At 58.0% G+C, this 16,037-nt stretch carries 18 protein-coding genes and 2 pseudogenes; 17 read left to right on the plus strand and 3 right to left on the minus strand.

All coding sequences use genetic code 11. The annotated features are described in order from the left end of the window. Window positions 1-48: 48 nt before the first annotated feature. The 4 genes and pseudogenes from BN871_RS21880 to sufB form a co-directional block, all read left to right on the plus strand. Window positions 49-684, plus strand: a pseudogene (locus tag BN871_RS21880) (SufB/SufD family protein); the annotation flags it as partial. Next, entirely contained in the window at window positions 684-1,910 is a 1,227-nt protein-coding gene (locus BN871_RS21885) for a cysteine desulfurase (RefSeq protein WP_048748820.1), read from the plus strand. The pseudogene BN871_RS21880 and the gene BN871_RS21885, both read left to right, overlap by 1 nt. After that, window positions 1,897-2,322: a Fe-S cluster assembly sulfur transfer protein SufU gene (sufU, locus tag BN871_RS21890; protein ID WP_021882199.1), complete on the plus strand. Its 426-nt coding sequence runs from the start codon at window positions 1,897-1,899 to the stop codon at window positions 2,320-2,322. The genes BN871_RS21885 and sufU overlap by 14 nt, the downstream gene beginning before the upstream one ends. 293 nt (window positions 2,323-2,615) lie before the next feature. Then, window positions 2,616-4,013 carry a Fe-S cluster assembly protein SufB gene (gene sufB, locus BN871_RS21895; RefSeq protein WP_048748824.1) on the plus strand — a complete coding sequence of 466 codons (1,398 nt, stop codon included), beginning with the start codon at window positions 2,616-2,618 and terminating at the stop codon, window positions 4,011-4,013. 78 nt (window positions 4,014-4,091) lie between these two features. Here the strand turns inward: sufB and BN871_RS27120 are convergent. The 3 genes and pseudogenes from BN871_RS27120 to BN871_RS26325 form a co-directional block, all read right to left on the minus strand. Beyond that, window positions 4,092-4,456: pseudogene (locus tag BN871_RS27120) on the minus strand (manganese catalase family protein); the annotation flags it as partial. Between the two features lie 22 nt (window positions 4,457-4,478). Further along, window positions 4,479-4,952 (minus strand): ImmA/IrrE family metallo-endopeptidase, encoded by a 474-nt coding sequence (locus BN871_RS21905; RefSeq protein WP_048748826.1) that lies wholly within the window; start codon window positions 4,950-4,952, stop codon window positions 4,479-4,481. A 24-nt stretch (window positions 4,953-4,976) separates the two neighbouring features. Next, window positions 4,977-5,369 (minus strand): helix-turn-helix domain-containing protein, encoded by a 393-nt coding sequence (locus BN871_RS26325; RefSeq protein WP_021880849.1) that lies wholly within the window; start codon window positions 5,367-5,369, stop codon window positions 4,977-4,979. Window positions 5,370-5,673: 304 nt separating this feature from the next. Between BN871_RS26325 and BN871_RS21915 the strand changes: the two genes are divergently transcribed. From BN871_RS21915 to BN871_RS21970, 13 genes are all read left to right on the plus strand, one after another. Continuing rightward, a complete protein-coding gene (locus tag BN871_RS21915) occupies window positions 5,674-6,378 on the plus strand; it encodes a hypothetical protein (RefSeq protein ID WP_021880850.1) in 705 nt (234 codons plus the stop codon). A 296-nt stretch (window positions 6,379-6,674) separates the two neighbouring features. Continuing rightward, complete coding sequence (locus BN871_RS21920; protein WP_157060362.1) at window positions 6,675-7,079, plus strand: HK97 gp10 family phage protein; 405 nt, start codon at window positions 6,675-6,677, stop codon at window positions 7,077-7,079. Continuing rightward, complete coding sequence (locus BN871_RS21925; RefSeq protein ID WP_021880852.1) at window positions 7,076-7,537, plus strand: DUF6838 family protein; 462 nt, start codon at window positions 7,076-7,078, stop codon at window positions 7,535-7,537. Before BN871_RS21920 ends, BN871_RS21925 begins: the two co-directional genes overlap by 4 nt. Continuing rightward, complete coding sequence (locus BN871_RS28625) at window positions 7,530-7,694, plus strand: hypothetical protein (RefSeq protein ID WP_164763016.1); 165 nt, start codon at window positions 7,530-7,532, stop codon at window positions 7,692-7,694. The genes BN871_RS21925 and BN871_RS28625 overlap by 8 nt, the downstream gene beginning before the upstream one ends. Window positions 7,695-7,719: 25 nt before the next feature. Further along, window positions 7,720-9,009: a phage tail sheath family protein gene (locus BN871_RS21930; protein ID WP_332310242.1), complete on the plus strand. Its 1,290-nt coding sequence runs from the start codon at window positions 7,720-7,722 to the stop codon at window positions 9,007-9,009. Window position 9,010: 1 nt separating this feature from the next. Continuing rightward, window positions 9,011-9,481 carry a phage tail tube protein gene (locus BN871_RS21935; RefSeq protein ID WP_048748829.1) on the plus strand — a complete coding sequence of 157 codons (471 nt, stop codon included), beginning with the start codon at window positions 9,011-9,013 and terminating at the stop codon, window positions 9,479-9,481. An 18-nt stretch (window positions 9,482-9,499) separates the two neighbouring features. Beyond that, entirely contained in the window at window positions 9,500-9,919 is a 420-nt protein-coding gene (locus tag BN871_RS21940; protein WP_021880856.1) for a phage tail assembly chaperone, read from the plus strand. 207 nt (window positions 9,920-10,126) lie between these two features. Continuing rightward, complete coding sequence (locus tag BN871_RS21945; protein WP_021880857.1) at window positions 10,127-12,355, plus strand: hypothetical protein; 2,229 nt, start codon at window positions 10,127-10,129, stop codon at window positions 12,353-12,355. Between the two features lie 62 nt (window positions 12,356-12,417). Then, window positions 12,418-13,227, plus strand: a complete 810-nt coding sequence (locus tag BN871_RS21950; RefSeq protein ID WP_021880858.1) for a LysM peptidoglycan-binding domain-containing protein — start codon at window positions 12,418-12,420, stop codon at window positions 13,225-13,227. Beyond that, window positions 13,224-14,213, plus strand: a complete 990-nt coding sequence (locus BN871_RS21955) for a hypothetical protein (protein ID WP_021880859.1) — start codon at window positions 13,224-13,226, stop codon at window positions 14,211-14,213. The genes BN871_RS21950 and BN871_RS21955 overlap by 4 nt, the downstream gene beginning before the upstream one ends. Further along, window positions 14,200-14,496, plus strand: a complete 297-nt coding sequence (locus BN871_RS21960; RefSeq protein ID WP_083436587.1) for a DUF2577 domain-containing protein — start codon at window positions 14,200-14,202, stop codon at window positions 14,494-14,496. The genes BN871_RS21955 and BN871_RS21960 overlap by 14 nt, the downstream gene beginning before the upstream one ends. After that, window positions 14,493-14,882, plus strand: coding sequence for a DUF2634 domain-containing protein (locus BN871_RS21965; protein WP_232313259.1), 390 nt, complete (start codon window positions 14,493-14,495; stop codon window positions 14,880-14,882). The genes BN871_RS21960 and BN871_RS21965 overlap by 4 nt, the downstream gene beginning before the upstream one ends. Then, a complete protein-coding gene (locus tag BN871_RS21970; protein ID WP_048748834.1) occupies window positions 14,879-15,964 on the plus strand; it encodes a baseplate J/gp47 family protein in 1,086 nt (361 codons plus the stop codon). The genes BN871_RS21965 and BN871_RS21970 overlap by 4 nt, the downstream gene beginning before the upstream one ends. Window positions 15,965-16,037: the final 73 nt, after the last annotated feature.

Genomic DNA, 16,037 nt, shown 5'->3' on the forward strand with positions numbered 1-16,037 from the left:
CGGTGCTGAAGCGATGGCTCCCGATCCGCTGGCGCTTCGTTGAAGCYCGGCGCCCACGTCGACTTCGCTTCGATCCACCAGCTGGGCTCCAACGTGATCGACATGTCCGTACGCCGTGCGGTGCTTGAGAACGACGCGCGCATCCAATGGGTGATCGGCGATCTCAACGACGGCAATGTCATGTCCGACACGCTGTCCGTCCTCAAGGGCAACGGCTCCTCCTCGGATGCGGCCGTCGTCAGCATCGGCGCGGGCAAGCAGCGCATGAGCCTGACGACTCAGGCGAAGCATTTCGGCCTGAACTCCGACAGCAACATGGTCACCCGCGCCGTCATGAGAGACGAAGCGACGGCGATCATCAACGGCATCACCAAGATCGAGAAGGGCGCGACCAAAGCCAACGGCGTTCAGACGGAGAAAGTTCTCATGCTGAATCCGAAAGCACGCGGAGACGCGAACCCGATCCTTCTCATCGACGAGGATGACGTAACGGCAGGCCACGCGGCCAGCGTAGGGCAAGTCAACCCCGAGCAGGTCTACTACTTGATGAGCCGGGGCATTTCCAAGCAGGATGCAGAACGGCTCATCATCTACGGATTCCTGGCGCCGGTTGTAACTGAAATTCCGATCGACGCGGTCCGCGAGCAGCTGCAGCAACTGCTCGAAAGGAAGCTGAACGCCTAATGAATATCGAGGAGATCAGGAAGCAGTTCCCGATTCTTCATCAAGAGGTGAACGGGCATCCGCTCGTTTACCTCGACAGCGCGGCGACTTCCCAGAAGCCGCGTTCCGTCATTGAGGCCGTCAAGCGGTATTACGAGTATGACAACTCCAACGTGCATCGCGGCGTCCATACGCTGGGCTCCCGTGCTACGGACGCCTACGAAGGCGCCCGGGCGCGCGTCGCGGAGTTCATCGGCTCTCCTTCGCCGGAGCAGATCATCTTCACACGCGGCACGACTTCCGCGCTGAATCTGGTCGCGTCGGGATATGCCCCGTCCGTATTGGAGGAAGGCGACGAGATCGTCATTACGCCGATGGAGCATCACAGCAATCTGATTCCATGGCAGCAGGCGGCCAAGCGCTCCGGCGCGGTGCTGAAGTATATTCCGCTGCAGCCGGACGGCTCGATCTCGCTCGAGGACGTGGAGAAGACGATCACGGACCGTACCAAGATCGTATCCGTCATGTACGTCTCCAACGTGCTCGGCGTCATCAATCCGATCAAGGAAATCACCGAGATCGCGCATCGCAGCGGCGCCGTGATGGTCGTCGACGGCGCGCAGAGCACGCCGCACATGAAGATCGACGTGCAGGCGCTCGATTGTGACTTCTATGCCCTTTCCGGGCACAAAATGTGCGGGCCTACCGGCATCGGAGCGCTCTACGGGCGCAAGTCGCTGCTGGAGAACATGGAGCCGATTGAATTCGGCGGCGAAATGATCGACTTCGTCGACCTGCAGGATTCCACCTGGAAAGACATTCCTTGGCGCTTCGAGGCCGGCACTCCGATCATCGCAGGCGCGATCGGCCTTGCGGCAGCGATCGACTTCCTGGAGGAGATCGGCCTCGACAACATCGACCGTCACGAGAAGGAGCTTGCGGCCTATGCCTACGGCAAGCTGTCGGAGATCGACGGCATTACGATCTACGGTCCGCGCGAGGGCCGCGTCGGCCTGATTACGTTCAATCTCGACGACGTGCATCCGCATGACGTGGCGACGGCGCTCGACTCCGAAGGCATCGCCGTGCGGGCCGGCCACCATTGCTGCCAGCCGCTGATGCGCTGGCTGGATGTATCGGCTACTGCGAGGGCAAGCTTCTATCTGTACAATACCGAGCAGGATGTCGACGCTCTGGCGGCTTCCCTGCTGCGGACAAAGGAGTTCTTCGGACATGCAATTGGATGATTTGTACCGCAGGGTCATCATGGATCACTATAAAAACCCGCGCAACCGTGGTACGATGGACGAAGACGCTGTTACGATCAACCTCAACAATCCGACCTGCGGCGACCGCATTTCTCTCCAGCTCCAGCTGGAAGGAGACGTGGTCAAGCAGGCGAAGTTCACCGGAGAAGGCTGTTCCATCAGCATGAGCTCGGCTTCCATGATGACGGAGGCGGTCAAGGGCCGCACGCTTGAAGAGGCTTACGCCATGGCCGACAGGTTCTCCTCTCTCATGAAGGGCGAGCCGGTGGAATTCGAGGAGCTTGAAGATATAGAGTCCCTGTCGGGCGTGAACAAATTCCCGGCGCGCATCAAGTGCGCCACCCTGGCCTGGAACGCCCTGCGCAAGGGCGTCGAGGCTCAGGGCAAGTAGGCTTGATTGCAGTCCGTCGCTTCTGCGACGGTTTTGGTTGGTGACTTTCCGTTAAGCAGGATAACGCAGAAAGCGATGAATTCTGGAGAAGCGCAGGTCCGACAACTCCATTGATTCTTTGCAGCAATAGCGCAAAGGGAGTGTCGGCAAGCGGTCGCCTTTGTTCCCGGATTCCAACTGTCAGTTGATGATGAAAGGAATCTGGGAGCAACAGCGATTGGAAGAATCATTGGTTTCGGAGTGAATACTGTGCAATAGGGAGTTCCAATCCCATAACAAGGAGCGTGAAAACCATGGCAAAATCGATGCCGGAAATGGAAGAATATAAATACGGATTCCGCGACGAGCACAAATCCATTTTCCAGTCGGGCAAAGGCCTGACCCCGGAAATCGTCCGTACGATCTCCGAAATGAAAGGCGAGCCGGAATGGATGCTTAAATTCCGCCTCAAGTCCCTGGAGCAGTTCAACAAAATGCCGATGCCGACATGGGGCGGCAACATGGACGATCTTGATTTCAACGACATCCAGTACTATGTCAAGCCTTCCGAGAAGCAGGGCAAGACATGGGAAGAAGTGCCGCAGGAAATCAAGGAGACGTTCGACAAGCTGGGCATTCCGGAAGCCGAGCAGAAGTTCCTCGCCGGCGTATCCGCCCAGTACGAATCCGAGGTCGTCTACCACAGCATGCAGGAAGACCTCGAGAAGCAGGGCGTCATCTTCATGGATACGGACTCCGCTATCCGCGAGCATCCCGAGATTTTCCGCGAGCACTTCGGCACGGTCATTCCTCCGGCGGACAACAAGTTCGCTGCGCTGAACAGCGCGGTATGGTCCGGCGGCAGCTTCATCTATGTTCCTAAAGGCGTCAAATGCGAGGTGCCTCTGCAGGCTTACTTCCGCATCAACTCCGAGAACATGGGCCAATTCGAGCGCACGCTGATCATCGCCGACGAAGACAGCTTCGTGCACTACGTCGAGGGCTGCACGGCTCCGGTCTACAGCACGAACTCGCTGCACAGCGCGGTCGTCGAGATCATCGTGAAGAAGAACGCCCGCGTCCGCTACACGACGATCCAGAACTGGGCTCCGAACATCTACAACCTCGTCACCAAGCGCGCCGTTGCTGAAGAGAACGCCACGATGGAGTGGGTCGACGGCAACATCGGCTCCAAGCTGACGATGAAATACCCGGCTGTCGTCCTGAAGGGACGCGGAGCGAAAGGCATGGTTCTGTCCATCGCCGTCGCAGGCAAAGGCCAGCATCAGGATGCCGGCGCGAAGATGATCCACCTTGCTCCGGACACGACGTCGACGATCGTCTCCAAGTCGATCTCCAAGCACGGCGGCAAAGTATCCTACCGCGGCCTGACCTCCTTCGGACGCAATGCCGAAGGCGCCAAAGCCAACATCAAATGCGATACGCTCATTCTCGACAATCAGTCCACGTCCGACACGATCCCGTACAACGAGATCATGAACGACAACGTGACGCTCGAGCATGAAGCGACCGTCTCCAAAGTATCCGAGGACCAGCTCTTCTACCTGATGAGCCGCGGTCTGACGGAAGCCGAGGCGACGCAGATGATCGTCATGGGCTTCATCGAGCCGTTCACGAAGGAGCTGCCGATGGAGTATGCGGTCGAGATGAACCGTCTCATCAAGTTCGAGATGGAAGGCTCGATCGGTTAATCCGCTCAAGCCATTCTCCCCGTGCTTAGCACAAATAGAGCAGGCGCCCCATTTGGGGCGCCTGCTCTATTTGCGCATTCAGTTGCTCATATCCGTAAATCCCGGAGCATGCTCGTTCGGCATGTCCGGGTTGCACGGAACCGGATAACCTAGCGGTGGAGGCGTGACCTGCAGCTCGCCGCCGCTGCGGCTCGGGGTCTGGCCGCTGAAGATTTCCCCGATGCGGGTATCGTCTAGGCGTACTTGTCGAGATCGTAATTCGGCACCGGGAACAGCTTGCCCCAGCTGACGCCGAGCGTCTCGAGCGCCTTGGCGAATGCGTTCTGATGCGCGTTGTCGCGCACGATCAGGAAGCCGAGCGTCTCCCGGAACGTTTTGTTGGAGCTCATCTCATAAATGCGGGACTTCTGAAGGACGCCGGTCGATTCCAGGACGTCGTTGTCTGCTTGCTTCTCGGAAGAGAGTTCATTTCCCGAACATTTCCGCTATGCCCAGCGGGTCGAAATAGAGGCAGCAGCTGCCCAGCATGACCATCTGTCCGTATTTTTCCTGGTAATGGATGATCGATCTTCCGAGGAACTCCTCCGTTACCTCCAAATAATCCGCAATCTCGAATGCATTGCGGCAGCCCGCCCGGTAGGCGTCGACGAAGTCGGGTAAAGGAATCAGCTTCTCGTAAGCCCAGTTGCGGGCTCTCTTTTCCTGCTTGCGGTTGACCAGCTTGGACTGATCGGTGATGTCGCCTGCCGTGGTATGATAATGCCCCAGCTCCTCGGCGAGAATGCAGCCCTTCTCGGCTGCGGTGGGGATGTTCCGGTTCAGCAGGATGGCCTGGCTGGATCTGCTCTCGATATAGAGTCCCTTGATTTCTTCCGGCAAATCGGCCTTTTCACTCAGAAAGACGGGCGTTTCCCGCAGCAGGCTTTCATATTTCGTCATGAACCCTCTCTCCTAAACCGAATGCTATTTTTTGGACAAGGCGATGCGCACCGCCAGCTTGATCTGCTCCAGCTCCTGGCTGGACAGCGGACCTTCATGGCCGACCCGGTGGGCGGCAAGCGTCAGAATCTCTTCATCGCTAAATTCGCTGGTCCGCAGACTGCCATCCGAAGCTGCCCTGTCTCCGGAATCTCCTGCAGGACCGGCGTCGAAGCGGCCCATTGACCGTCCGAGCAAATAATCGGAAGAAACGCCGAGAATATCGGAGAGCTGGTTAAGCTTGTCGCTCGGCGGAGCGCTCTTGTCCCGTTCATAACTGGAAATATTGGCTTCCGTCATTTGAAGCCTGACGGCAAGCTGCATTTGCGTCAATCCTCGTTTGATCCGGTATTCCCGGATTCGTTTGCCTAATGACATGTCTGCGACCTCCGTTCGATCCTTTTTCAGCTATTGCCCAAATATAATTTGAGTGCTATAGTAGGGATACATTTCGTGGATAACCAGCATTTGGACGGTCTGGATGTATGCAGGGGCATATGGTTTATAATGACGATGAAAACGGGAAAACAAGGAAAGCTCATCGATTTCGCTCAAATTATATTTTACTTCTAGGCTCGATTATAAAAGCAAAACGTCCAAAGCACAAGCCGGATGTGAGGAGAGAGGCTTCACCCGAAAATAACTCAAATATAATTTTAGCTATATCCAAGGAGGATGACAGATGGAGATTGGAAGACAGCGTGAAATGATGCCGGCATCCGCGGCCCCCCGCAAAACGATCGAGGAGCTGGTCGAGGAGCTGGACAACAAGCAGGTCGAAAGCCTCGTCCGCGATGCGGCCAAGCGATACCGCGCGATCGGCGTTCAAGCGAAGGCTCTCGGCAATTACTCGATTGGAGGCGGCATGACGGTCAGCCGGCTCAATCAGGAGGATCAGCTTCAAGATTTGCACAAGCGTCTCCGTCCTATGCCTTCCTATATGTATTTGAACGCACATGAGCAGAAGCTGGAGACCGTTGCCCACGCTTACCTGGACAAGTACCCGGCGGGTACGAAAGCTCAGCTGGCCGCCATTCCGAAAAAGGGCGCCGATCTGGAGGACGACAGGCTGCTGCGTGAGCTGAGAGGCAAGGTCGAGAAGGTGGTCGAAGCGAGAGCCGGGAGGCAAGGGGATTACGATGCCGTGATCGAAAGAATGACGAAGCTGCAGGCGCTGCTGGAGGAAAAGGAGCAGACGGATGAAGCGGTCCGTCTTGTGGAGGAGGAGCGGGACGGCTTCGGCCAGCTCATCCGGCTGTATTACCTGGAGCAAAGAACGGCGGATTCCGCGGCCATCGCTTTATGTGTATCGAGGCCGACCTTCTTTCGCTGGAAGCCGCAGGCGGCAAGGATGTTCCTTCGGGTGCTGGAGTGGCAGCGGGGGTGAGGGGAATCTGGAGGAGAGGAAAAGGAACAACCAAGGCAAGCTTCCGAATCGCGGAGCTTGCCTTTTTCATTGCACTCGACAGGCGGAACTTGCGGACTTGAATCGGGATGAGACGGTGTTGAGACGGGAATGAGACGGGAATGAGACGGATATGAGCCTTTGAGGCGGGTTTGTCCGTGCTAATATGCTAGTATCAGGAACGATGAAAGAGAGAAGCCGTCCGGCATACAGGACGGCTTCCTTTCGTTTTCATGCAAGCCTGATGATGCGAGAGCTGGACGAAAGGAGGAATGGCCGTGTCCGTAATGGGCGCGATAACCGTAGACGATCCGGAGAATCTCCGGAAGCGGTTGAAGGATTTGGAGAAGGAGTGGCCCGCGCTGATGGGACGAGTGCTGGCCGAGGAGGCCGGCAAGCTGGCCGCCATGGCTGCGGAGCATACTCCTCCCTTATGGGCGGGCAGCCGCCGCGGCTGGAAAACCGGCCCCGTCAAGACGGGCGGAGCGCTGATGAGCGTGGATGTCTACCACCCCGATCCTGCGGCGGCGAAGCTCGAATACGGGAGCCGCGACGGAGGAGGCCGGCAGCAAGGGCGGTTCAGGCTGGCGCTGGCGATGTCCCGGCTGGAAAGGGAATGGCCGGCAACGCTTGGACAAGCGCTGGATGCCATGCTCAGCGGCAAGGGGGGAGCGGGACGATGACAGCGATGAAACAAGTGGCGATGGCCGTCTCCCGCTCGCTGCAAGCCGAGTTTCCCGGCGTTCCCGTCATCAACGGGGAGGAGCCGGGCGGCGGGCCTCCAGCCGCGGGGGCGTATTTCCAGGTGAGGCTCCTGGCAGGAAGCCGTCAGCATCAGCTCGGAGGCCGGTACCGGCAATCGGACACTCTTCTCGTCGCCCACCGGCCGGCCGTAGGCGCGTTGGCGGCGACGCCGGCGGATTCGCTTTACCGGCTGCTGGACCTGGTGATGCTGCCGGATGGGACGGCTGCCAGAGGGAGCGGCATCAGCCACGAGCTGGTCGACGGGATGCTTTATGCAAAGGCGGCCTACGTTTCCTACGGCGGGGTGCAGCAAGAGCCGGGCATCATGATGCACAAATTAATGGAGGAGGTTGAGCCGATTGGCCCGACAAACGAAGGAAGAAAGCGGCATGCCTGAGGAACAGGCTGTCTATGGCAAGGAACAGCTTTTGGCCAGCGAGCTCTACTTCCCGCTGCGCGATCTGCTGACCGTGCTGCTGGAGGACGGAGCGTCTTATACGAAAGAGCAGGTAGCGGAGAAAGTGGACGAATTCATGAAAAGGGAGGCCGTATAACATGGCAGGAGGCACATTTACAGCAATGAACAAGGTAAGGCCGGGCGTCTATATCAACTTCGCAACGAGCGGGGCTCCGGTTGTTCTCGGAGAACGGGGAACGGTGGCGTTGGCGCTGCCGCTGTCTTGGGGAGCTCCGAGCGCGCTGACGGTTCTCGATGCGGGAGAGGATACGACGGCGAAGCTCGGCTACAGCTTGGCGGCTCCGGAAATGCTGCTGGTCCGCGAGGCGTTCAAGCGCGCCAGCCGGCTGCTGCTGTACCGACTGAATGGAGGAACAGCTGCCAAGGCGACGAGCGGCACGCTGACCGCTACAGCCAAATATGCCGGCGTCCGAGGCAACGCTCTGTCGATTGTCATTGCCGCGAGCGTGGACAAGGCCGGCCAATTCGATGTGACGACGATGCTCGAAGGCGTCGCGGTGAACAAGCAGACGGTAGCGAACATCGCCGGTCTGGCGGCGACCGACTGGATCGTCTGGAGCGGAACGGGCGAGCTGGCGGCGACAGCGGGAGCGCCTCTGACCGGCGGCGCCGATGGAACGGTGACGAACCAGAATTATACGGATTTCCTTGCCGCTATCGAGCTGCAGGATTTCAATACGGTCGTTTACACGGGTACCGATGCCGTCATTAAAGGGCTCTTTGCCGCCTTCGTCAGCCGTATGCGCGAGGATGAGGGACGCAAGATCCAGACCGTGCTGGAAAATTACACGACGGCCAATGACGAAGGCGTCATCAGCGTCAAGAACGGCGTCAAGCTGGACAACGGCACCGTGCTCACCGCCGGCCAGACCGCGGTATGGGTAGCAGCCGCTACGGCTGCCGCAGCGGCGAATGAATCGCTGACTTATTCCCGTTATGAGGGTGCGGTCGATGCGGCTCCTCGCATTACGAACTCGGCGACGATCGCCGCCCTGCAGGGAGGCGAGTTCCTGTTCACGGCACGGGGAGGCGGCGTCGTGGTGGAGCAGGATATCAACTCCTACCGCTCGCCGACGGCCCTGAAGGGCAAGGTGTTCGGCAAAAATGCGGCGCTGCGCGTGCTGGATGGCTTGGCCAACGATTTCAAGAACACGTTCGAGAATTTCTATATCGGGAAAATGGCCAACAACGACAACGGCCGCTCCCTATTCCGCAAGGACTGCGTGAAGCTGATGGATCAATATCAGGCTATCGGCGCCATCCAGAATTTCGATCCCGGCCAGGATATCAGCGTGTCGCAGGGAGCGGAGCCGGATACGGTCGTTGTGAATGCCGCGATTCAGCCGGTCGACTCGATTGAAAAAATCTATATGAAAGTTCAGGTGAAGTAAAATGACGACTCCTTTTTTGAGAGCCGGGGACACTCTTTCCGGATATTCGGGCACGGCATTTGCCACGATCGACGGGCAGAATGTCGAAATGTTCTTTGTCAAAAACCTGCGTGCCACGGCGAAGAAAAACAAGGCCGACATCAAGACGCTCGGCAACCGCAACACGCAGAAAAAAGCGACCGGCTGGGAAGGCACCGGCACGATGACGATCTATTATGTCACTTCCCGTTTCCGCGAGATGATGCAGAAATATATTCAAACGGGCGTCGATACCTACTTCGACATCACCGTCGCCAATGAGGATCCGGCTTCTGCCATCGGCAAGCAGGTTGTCTCTCTGATCGGCGTCAATCTCGACGAAATCGTCATGGCCGCTCTCGACGTGGAGTCCGACGCGCTGGATGAGGAAGTGCCGTTCACGTTCCACAACGTTCTCATCACCGACAAATTCACCGACCCGATTCCGGGCTAATCCAAGGAGGAACGATTCATGAGCATGAAAATGTTTTTCGCGGACAACGCCGTACAGGCGGAGCCGCAGGATGTTGTCGTCTCGGACCGTTTTCTGGACGCCTCCGGGCGTCCGGCCGCCTGGAAGCTGCGCGCGATCTCCGAAGAGCTCAATGAAGAGATTCGCGGCGCTTCGACCAAACGGACAAAAGGAAAGGGGAGCTCGGGCGTGCCCGAGCTCGACTACAACGCCTACCTGGGCCGAATGGTCGCCGCATGCGTCGTCTATCCCGACCTGAACGATGCCGAGCTGCAGCAATCCTACGGCGTACGCGGCGCATCCGCCGTCGTGCGCAAAATGCTGCTCGCGGGAGAGTTCGCCAATCTGGCGGCCAAGGTGCAGGAAATCAACGGCTTCGACCGCGATGTCAGCGAGATTTCCGATGAAGTAAAAAACTGATCGACGAGGGCGATGCGGAATGGAACTACGCCTACTTCGCCCTCAATGAATACAATCTGATGCCCTGGGAATTCGCCGCGCTGTCCGCGCGGCAAAAAGGGGCTCTGATCGGGATGGTGCGGGTACGTCTGGAAGCCGAGAAGAGATCGCGGCTCCAGTCGTCCGCCGGTTCCCGCAGGCGTTAGAGGCAAGGAAAGGAGGAATGAAATGGCGACTTTGCAGGCGACATTGGTGCTTTACGACCGGTTCTCCGCCGGCCTAAGGCAGGTGAACAAAGCGCTGGAGCAGACGATCAAGCTGACGGACAAGCTTCAGGCCAAGCTGGGAAAACCGCTGGATGTTCGGATTCGGACCGATTCGGCCTCGCGGCAGCTCAATTCGGTGCAGAAGCGGATCATCGCGATGAATAAAAGCAACCTCGTTCTGAACGGGGTCCGGATCCGTATCGACGGGGCTGAACTGCGTTCGCAAATTCAAGCTGCGCTGGATTCCGGGCCGTTCAAGATCAAGCTGGCGACTGATGTCTCGAGCTCGGGCAGCGGGGCATCATCTCCGGGGAAAGGTTTGGGCTCTGCGCTTAAGGGAGCGTATGACGCAATCGCTCCGATCTTCAAGGAATCGGTCGGCGGGGCTATGGAACGCAAACGGCAAATCGATGCTTATTCGGCTCGTGCCGGAAGCGATACCGGCGGTCAGGTCATTTTCGATGCCGTCAACAAGCAGGCCTTGAAGGCCAATTACGATCCGGCCGAGGCCCATAAGTCCGCGATGTCCATGATCGGAACGACAACGGATCCGGCGATGCTGACGGCACTGAATGGCATCGCCATGAGAATGCAGAAGCTGAGCCCGTCCAAAAATCTGGAGTCGGCAACGGGCTCGCTCAAAGGCTTGATGACGGGCGATCCCAAGGCTTTTCTGGAAAGCTCCGGCATCAGCCAGAAAAATCTGGACGACAGCGGCGCCATGAAAAAGGCGGCGGAAGGGGACCTGACCGGCTTTCTCGCTTCAATGGACAGCTTGCTGAGCAAGCAAGGGATGAGCCAGGAAAGCTTCGAGAAGGCGACGAACAGTCCCGCAGCCCAGGTGGAGGGCTTCAAGCAGCACATTAATGACGGCAAAGCCCAAGCCGGCATGCCGGCTCTCGAAGCTCTCATGCCGACGCTCGACAAGCTGAGCGAGGCTTTCAATGCCGGCAGGTTCGATCCGTTCTTCGAGGCGCTTTCCGCCGGTCTGTGGGTGGTGGCGGAGCTGCTCAGCCTTGCGGCGGATGCGGCGTTTTTCCTGTTGGACGTGTTCACGAACAACGGCGATGCCGTCATTGCCATTATCGCCGGTCTCGGGGCTGTCGCAATTCCGATGATGATCGGCCAATTATGGGCGATGCTGCCGGCGTTGTGGGCAATGGTCGCTCCGGTGCTGTCGACGGCGGCAGCCTGGCTGGCGATGAACTGGCCGATTCTGCTGATCATCGCCGTGATAGGCGGGCTGGTGTACATCATGCTGAGCATGGGGGCGACGGTGGGAGAAATCATCGGAGGCGTCATTGGGGCTTTCTATATGCTTGGAGGAGCGATTTACAACATCATTGCGGCTTGTTGGAATCTATTTGCCAGCTTCGCTGATTTCATCATCAATCTGTTCGTGGACCCGGTATTTACGGTCCAAAAGCTGTTCTATGATCTGGCTACCTTCTTCGGCAATGCCATGTACCAGATGCTTTACGGCGCAGAAACGTTCGCCGGAGGCTTCATGAAGGTGATCTTGGAAGGAATCAACGTTGTACTAGATGGATTCAATGGGCTTCTCGGCCTGTACAACAAGCTTACCGGCTCCGACATCAAGCCGGTCGATCCGTTTAAAACGGATAATATCCATGCCATCAGCGACAAATACAAGGATTTGATGGGCAAGTACCTGAAGGAGCCGGAAGGGAAAAGCAAAAAATACCTCCCGAGAATGGATATGGCGAATCTGCAGGACCTCAACAAAAAAGGAATGGATACGGGGATAAACCTGACGGGCAAAGTCGCTAAATTTGCCGGCAGCTTCGACTTCTCGGCCGGTCCCAAGGATGCGGACAAATACAAAGGCGTTACCAACTTCCCTCCGCAGGACAAAAACGGCGCCCAAGCCAAAACGGAAGCGCTGACTGGCTTCGGGGCTGCCGGCAAGGGCGGCATCGGTACCATCGACAAGGTCGGCGAAGTCGGCAGCATCAAGGATGAGGTGAACATCGGCAGCGAGGATCTCAAGGTCATGCGCGATATGGCCGAGATCAAGGCGCTGCAGAACTTCGTCACCTTGACGCCGACCGTTCAGGTCACGACAGGCCCTGTCATGAAAGAGATGGATGTCGATCAGATCATCGGCAAAATCGACGCTTATATGGTTCAGGAGCTGAGCGCCTCGGCTCAGGGAAGCTTTGGGGTTTAAGCCGCTTGGTCTTGAAAAATATACGGCAGGGTGCACGAAGGGCGTAAAGGAGGCTTGAAAGCGTGAGCAGCACAACGGCAAAACAAGGGGACGATTCCGGAACAAGCGAAAAAATCATACCGGTTCTGCTTCCGTTCACGATCTGGCTCAGCTGGGACAACAGCACGGAAGGATTCCCGCTTCCGGTCATGCCGGAAAAGATCAGCATCAGCCGAGGCGGCAGATCGAGCGACTATCAAGTGCTCGGGACGGGAAGCGTATCGGTGCCCGAGAGTCCCGAGCTGGCCGAAATCAGCTTCGAAAGCTTTTTTCCGCAGCAGGAAACTTATCCGTTCATTCATCCTTACTATTCAATCAAGGAAAAGGAAGTGGTGAAGGAAGGGGTCGTCATCAAGCAATTCTTCAAGCTTAAGCCGCCAAGCTTCTACGTCCAATCCATAAATAAATGGATGGCCAGCGGGTATCTGATCCGGGTCATCTACATCGGCGCCGATGCGGCCAAAGGCAATATCATCAATTTGCCGATGACGATCGAATCGTTCGAGCGTTACGAGGAGGCGGGCTCGGCGGGAGATGTGTTCTACTCTCTGAAGCTCAAGGAATACGCCTTCTTCTCTCCGCGCAAAGTCAAGGCCGTGCAGAAAAACGGGCAGACCGCGCTGCGCAAGGAGGCTTCCACACGCCCGGATGAAAGAATCCCGCCGCAGAAGTACGTTCTGCGTTCCGGCGATACGCTGATCGGAGTGTCGAAGTCGCAGCTGGGCGATTCCGGCCGCTGGCGTGAAATCCAAAAGCTGAACGGCATCAAGGATTCCGAGCTGAATCGGCTGCAGGCCGGACGCACTCTGCAGCTGCCGCCGAAAAAGAGGTGAGCGCGCTGTACGAAGTGTTGATCGACAATCTGGACGGCACGTTATGGAACGTGACGGAGTCCATCTCCCAAATGACCTGGAAGACGAGCCGAATCGGCAAGCCTTCCTCTCTTGAAGCGACTCTCGTGTATGCCAAAGGAATGGATAGAGGCGGCTTCAAGGCCGAAAACGGAAATCCTATTCAAGTCAAGCTGGACGGGAAAGGCTTTTTTCTGGGGCGGATCTTTTCGGTGGATGACAGCGAGGAAGCCTCAATCCAACTGCTCGCCTATGACCAGCTGCGCTATCTGAGCGAGAGCGATACGTATATCCGCAAAAACATTCGGGCGGATGAGGTCATCCTCGACCAATGCAAGGCGATCGGACTGACGGTCGGCAAGCTGGCGAACACGGTCCATCGAATTCCCAAGGTTTCCGAGGACGGGCAGAAGCGCATCGACATCGTCAACCGGGCTCTGGATTCGACGTTGATGGCCAATGGAGACCTGTATGTGCTCTACGATGATTTCGGCAAGGTGACGCTGACTCATGTGCGCGATATGGCGGCGGATATCGTGCTTGGAGATGAAAGCCTCGTATACGGCTACAAGCGCAAAAAAAGCATCGAAGACGACACGTACAACTTCATCAAGCTGGCCCGGGACAATAAAGACGGCGTCCGGCAGGAGTTCGTGGAGCCGGATAAAGGCTCCATGAACCGATGGGGCAAGCTGCAATATTATCAGAAGGTCGACGAGAAATTGAACGAGCAGCAGATCAGGGAGATGGCGAAGCGGCTCCTGGCCGTGAAAAACCGGGAGCAGCAGAAATTCTCGCTCGAGGCGCTCGGCTATCCGGGGCTTCGGGCAGGCATGAAGGTCCAGGTTACGGTGGACAAGCTGGGGCTGAACCGGTTTTTCCTGATCGAGGAATGCACCCACAAGCTCGATGGGAACAAGCATACGATGTCATTGGAAATGAAGGTGGTTGCCGATGGGCCTGAATGATTCCGTCAAAGCGATTGCCGAAGGCTGCGTCAACGCCATGAAGCTGGCCGACGTCATGCCCGGCGTCGTCGTGTCGGCTGGGCCGCTGGTCGTTCGCGCCGATCAGCGGCTGAATCTGGATGACGATTTCTTGATCGTGCCGGAGCATCTGACCGAGCAGAAGCTCGAGATCGGGGGCTCGGAGATTCTGCTTCGCAAAGGTCTGGAAGCCGGGGATCGGGTCGTGCTGATCCGGCAGCAGGGAGCCTTGAACTTCTATGTGGCGGGGAGGCTGGCGCCATGATGAAGGTGGAAGGCAATTCTCTGGGAGCCGCCGTCGAAGAAGAGCTTCAGACCAGCCGCACTTATCGGCTGGACCTGGACAACGGACGCATCGCCGGGATGATTGATTCCCTGGATGCGGTGGAGCAAGCCGTGTATAAGATTCTCGACACGGACCGGTTTGCTCATTTCATTTATTCGGATAATTACGGGATGGAGAAACAGCTGGGACAAAGGATCGTGCATGATCTGGAACGGCTCGTGACCGAAGCGCTGCTGGCGGACGACCGCATTACGGGGGTCGAGCAATTCCGCATGGAAGCGTCCGGGGACGAGGCGCGTGTTTCATTTCGGGTACGGTCCGTGTTCGGGAGCCTATCCGTCTCCTATGGGAGGAAGCCGGAATGAAGCTGTACGAAGACCGCACGTTTGAGACGATTCTGGAGGAAATGCTGGATTCCGCAAGCGATGCGGTGGATAAGCGGGAAGGCAGCATCCTCTACGATGCGCTTGCGCCCGCCGCCCGCAAGCTGGCGGAGGCTTATGCCGAGCTGGGCAGGCAGAATCTGCTCGGCTATGCGCATACATCCAGCGGGGATGAACTGAGGGCGAGGGGCGCGGATTTCGGCGTCGATCCGCTGCCTGCGGAGTCCGCCGTACGGGAAGGGTTGTTCGCGGATGCGGCCGGAGCTCCTCTGGATGTGGCGGCAGGCAGCTTGTTCGGAGCCGGAGGCTTGCTGTTCCGAGTGCGGGCGCGGCTAGCGCCCGGCCGGTGGGAGCTTGTGTGCGAGAGCGCTGGAGAGCAGGGCAATCTTCCGACCGGTCCGCTGCTGCCGCTTGAATATGTAGATGGACTTTCTACGGCTGTTCTTGGCGGAGTGCTGAAGCCGGGCAAGGACGAGGAAGACGACGAAGCGTTCCGTGAACGCTTCTTTGCGCATGTCCGCACGCCGCCGACGAGCGGCAACCGCGCAGCCTTCCGCAGCTGGGCGCTTGAGATCGGCGGTGTCGGGGACGCCTACGTGCTGCCGGCGTGGAAGGGGCCGAATACGGTCAAGATTTTGCTGCTGGACAAGAAAAAGGTTCCCGCTTCGGCCGACATCGTGAAGGCGGTAAAAGCCTATATCGATCCTGCGGCGGGCCTCGGAGAGGGGATGGGCGAAGGCGCGGCTCCGGCCGGCGCGGTCGTGACGGTGGAGGCGGCTCCCCTCGTAAATGTGGAAATCACGGCTACAATTTCCCGGACAGGCACCCGGTCCTTGGCCCAGATCCAGGCTGATTTCGCGGAGGCCGTCCGCTCTCATCTGGCGGACATCGCCTATGGCGATGATCGCAGCGTCAAGTATGCGCGGATTGGAACGCTGCTGCTGGATACTCCGGGCGTTCAGGATTATTCCTCCTCCTCGTTGATGCTGAATTCGGGCAGCGCCAATGTTGCGGTCCCGGCCGGATCCGTGGCAGCGCTGAAGGCGGTGACTCTGCGTGAATGACGGCTTCGCATCATTAAGGGGGATAGCTGATTTTCCGGCCGCCGCCTCCGCGCTGATGGCGGAATGGCCGGAG

Source organism: Paenibacillus sp. P22 (assembly GCF_000469945.2).
Lineage (GTDB): Bacteria > Bacillota > Bacilli > Paenibacillales > Paenibacillaceae > Paenibacillus_O > Paenibacillus_O humicus.

Coding starts and splice junctions, on each gene's coding strand:
- BN871_RS21885 (WP_048748820.1), top strand. CDS start 684: ATGAATATCGAGGAGATCAGGAAGCAGTTCCCGATTCTTCATCAAGAG.
- sufU (WP_021882199.1), top strand. CDS start 1,897: ATGCAATTGGATGATTTGTACCGCAGGGTCATCATGGATCACTATAAA.
- sufB (WP_048748824.1), top strand. CDS start 2,616: ATGGCAAAATCGATGCCGGAAATGGAAGAATATAAATACGGATTCCGC.
- BN871_RS21905 (WP_048748826.1), bottom strand. CDS start 4,952: ATGACGAAATATGAAAGCCTGCTGCGGGAAACGCCCGTCTTTCTGAGT.
- BN871_RS26325 (WP_021880849.1), bottom strand. CDS start 5,369: ATGTCATTAGGCAAACGAATCCGGGAATACCGGATCAAACGAGGATTG.
- BN871_RS21915 (WP_021880850.1), top strand. CDS start 5,674: ATGGAGATTGGAAGACAGCGTGAAATGATGCCGGCATCCGCGGCCCCC.
- BN871_RS21925 (WP_021880852.1), top strand. CDS start 7,076: ATGACAGCGATGAAACAAGTGGCGATGGCCGTCTCCCGCTCGCTGCAA.
- BN871_RS28625 (WP_164763016.1), top strand. CDS start 7,530: ATGCCTGAGGAACAGGCTGTCTATGGCAAGGAACAGCTTTTGGCCAGC.
- BN871_RS21930 (WP_332310242.1), top strand. CDS start 7,720: ATGAACAAGGTAAGGCCGGGCGTCTATATCAACTTCGCAACGAGCGGG.
- BN871_RS21935 (WP_048748829.1), top strand. CDS start 9,011: ATGACGACTCCTTTTTTGAGAGCCGGGGACACTCTTTCCGGATATTCG.
- BN871_RS21940 (WP_021880856.1), top strand. CDS start 9,500: ATGAGCATGAAAATGTTTTTCGCGGACAACGCCGTACAGGCGGAGCCG.
- BN871_RS21945 (WP_021880857.1), top strand. CDS start 10,127: ATGGCGACTTTGCAGGCGACATTGGTGCTTTACGACCGGTTCTCCGCC.
- BN871_RS21960 (WP_083436587.1), top strand. CDS start 14,200: ATGGGCCTGAATGATTCCGTCAAAGCGATTGCCGAAGGCTGCGTCAAC.
- BN871_RS21965 (WP_232313259.1), top strand. CDS start 14,493: ATGATGAAGGTGGAAGGCAATTCTCTGGGAGCCGCCGTCGAAGAAGAG.
- BN871_RS21970 (WP_048748834.1), top strand. CDS start 14,879: ATGAAGCTGTACGAAGACCGCACGTTTGAGACGATTCTGGAGGAAATG.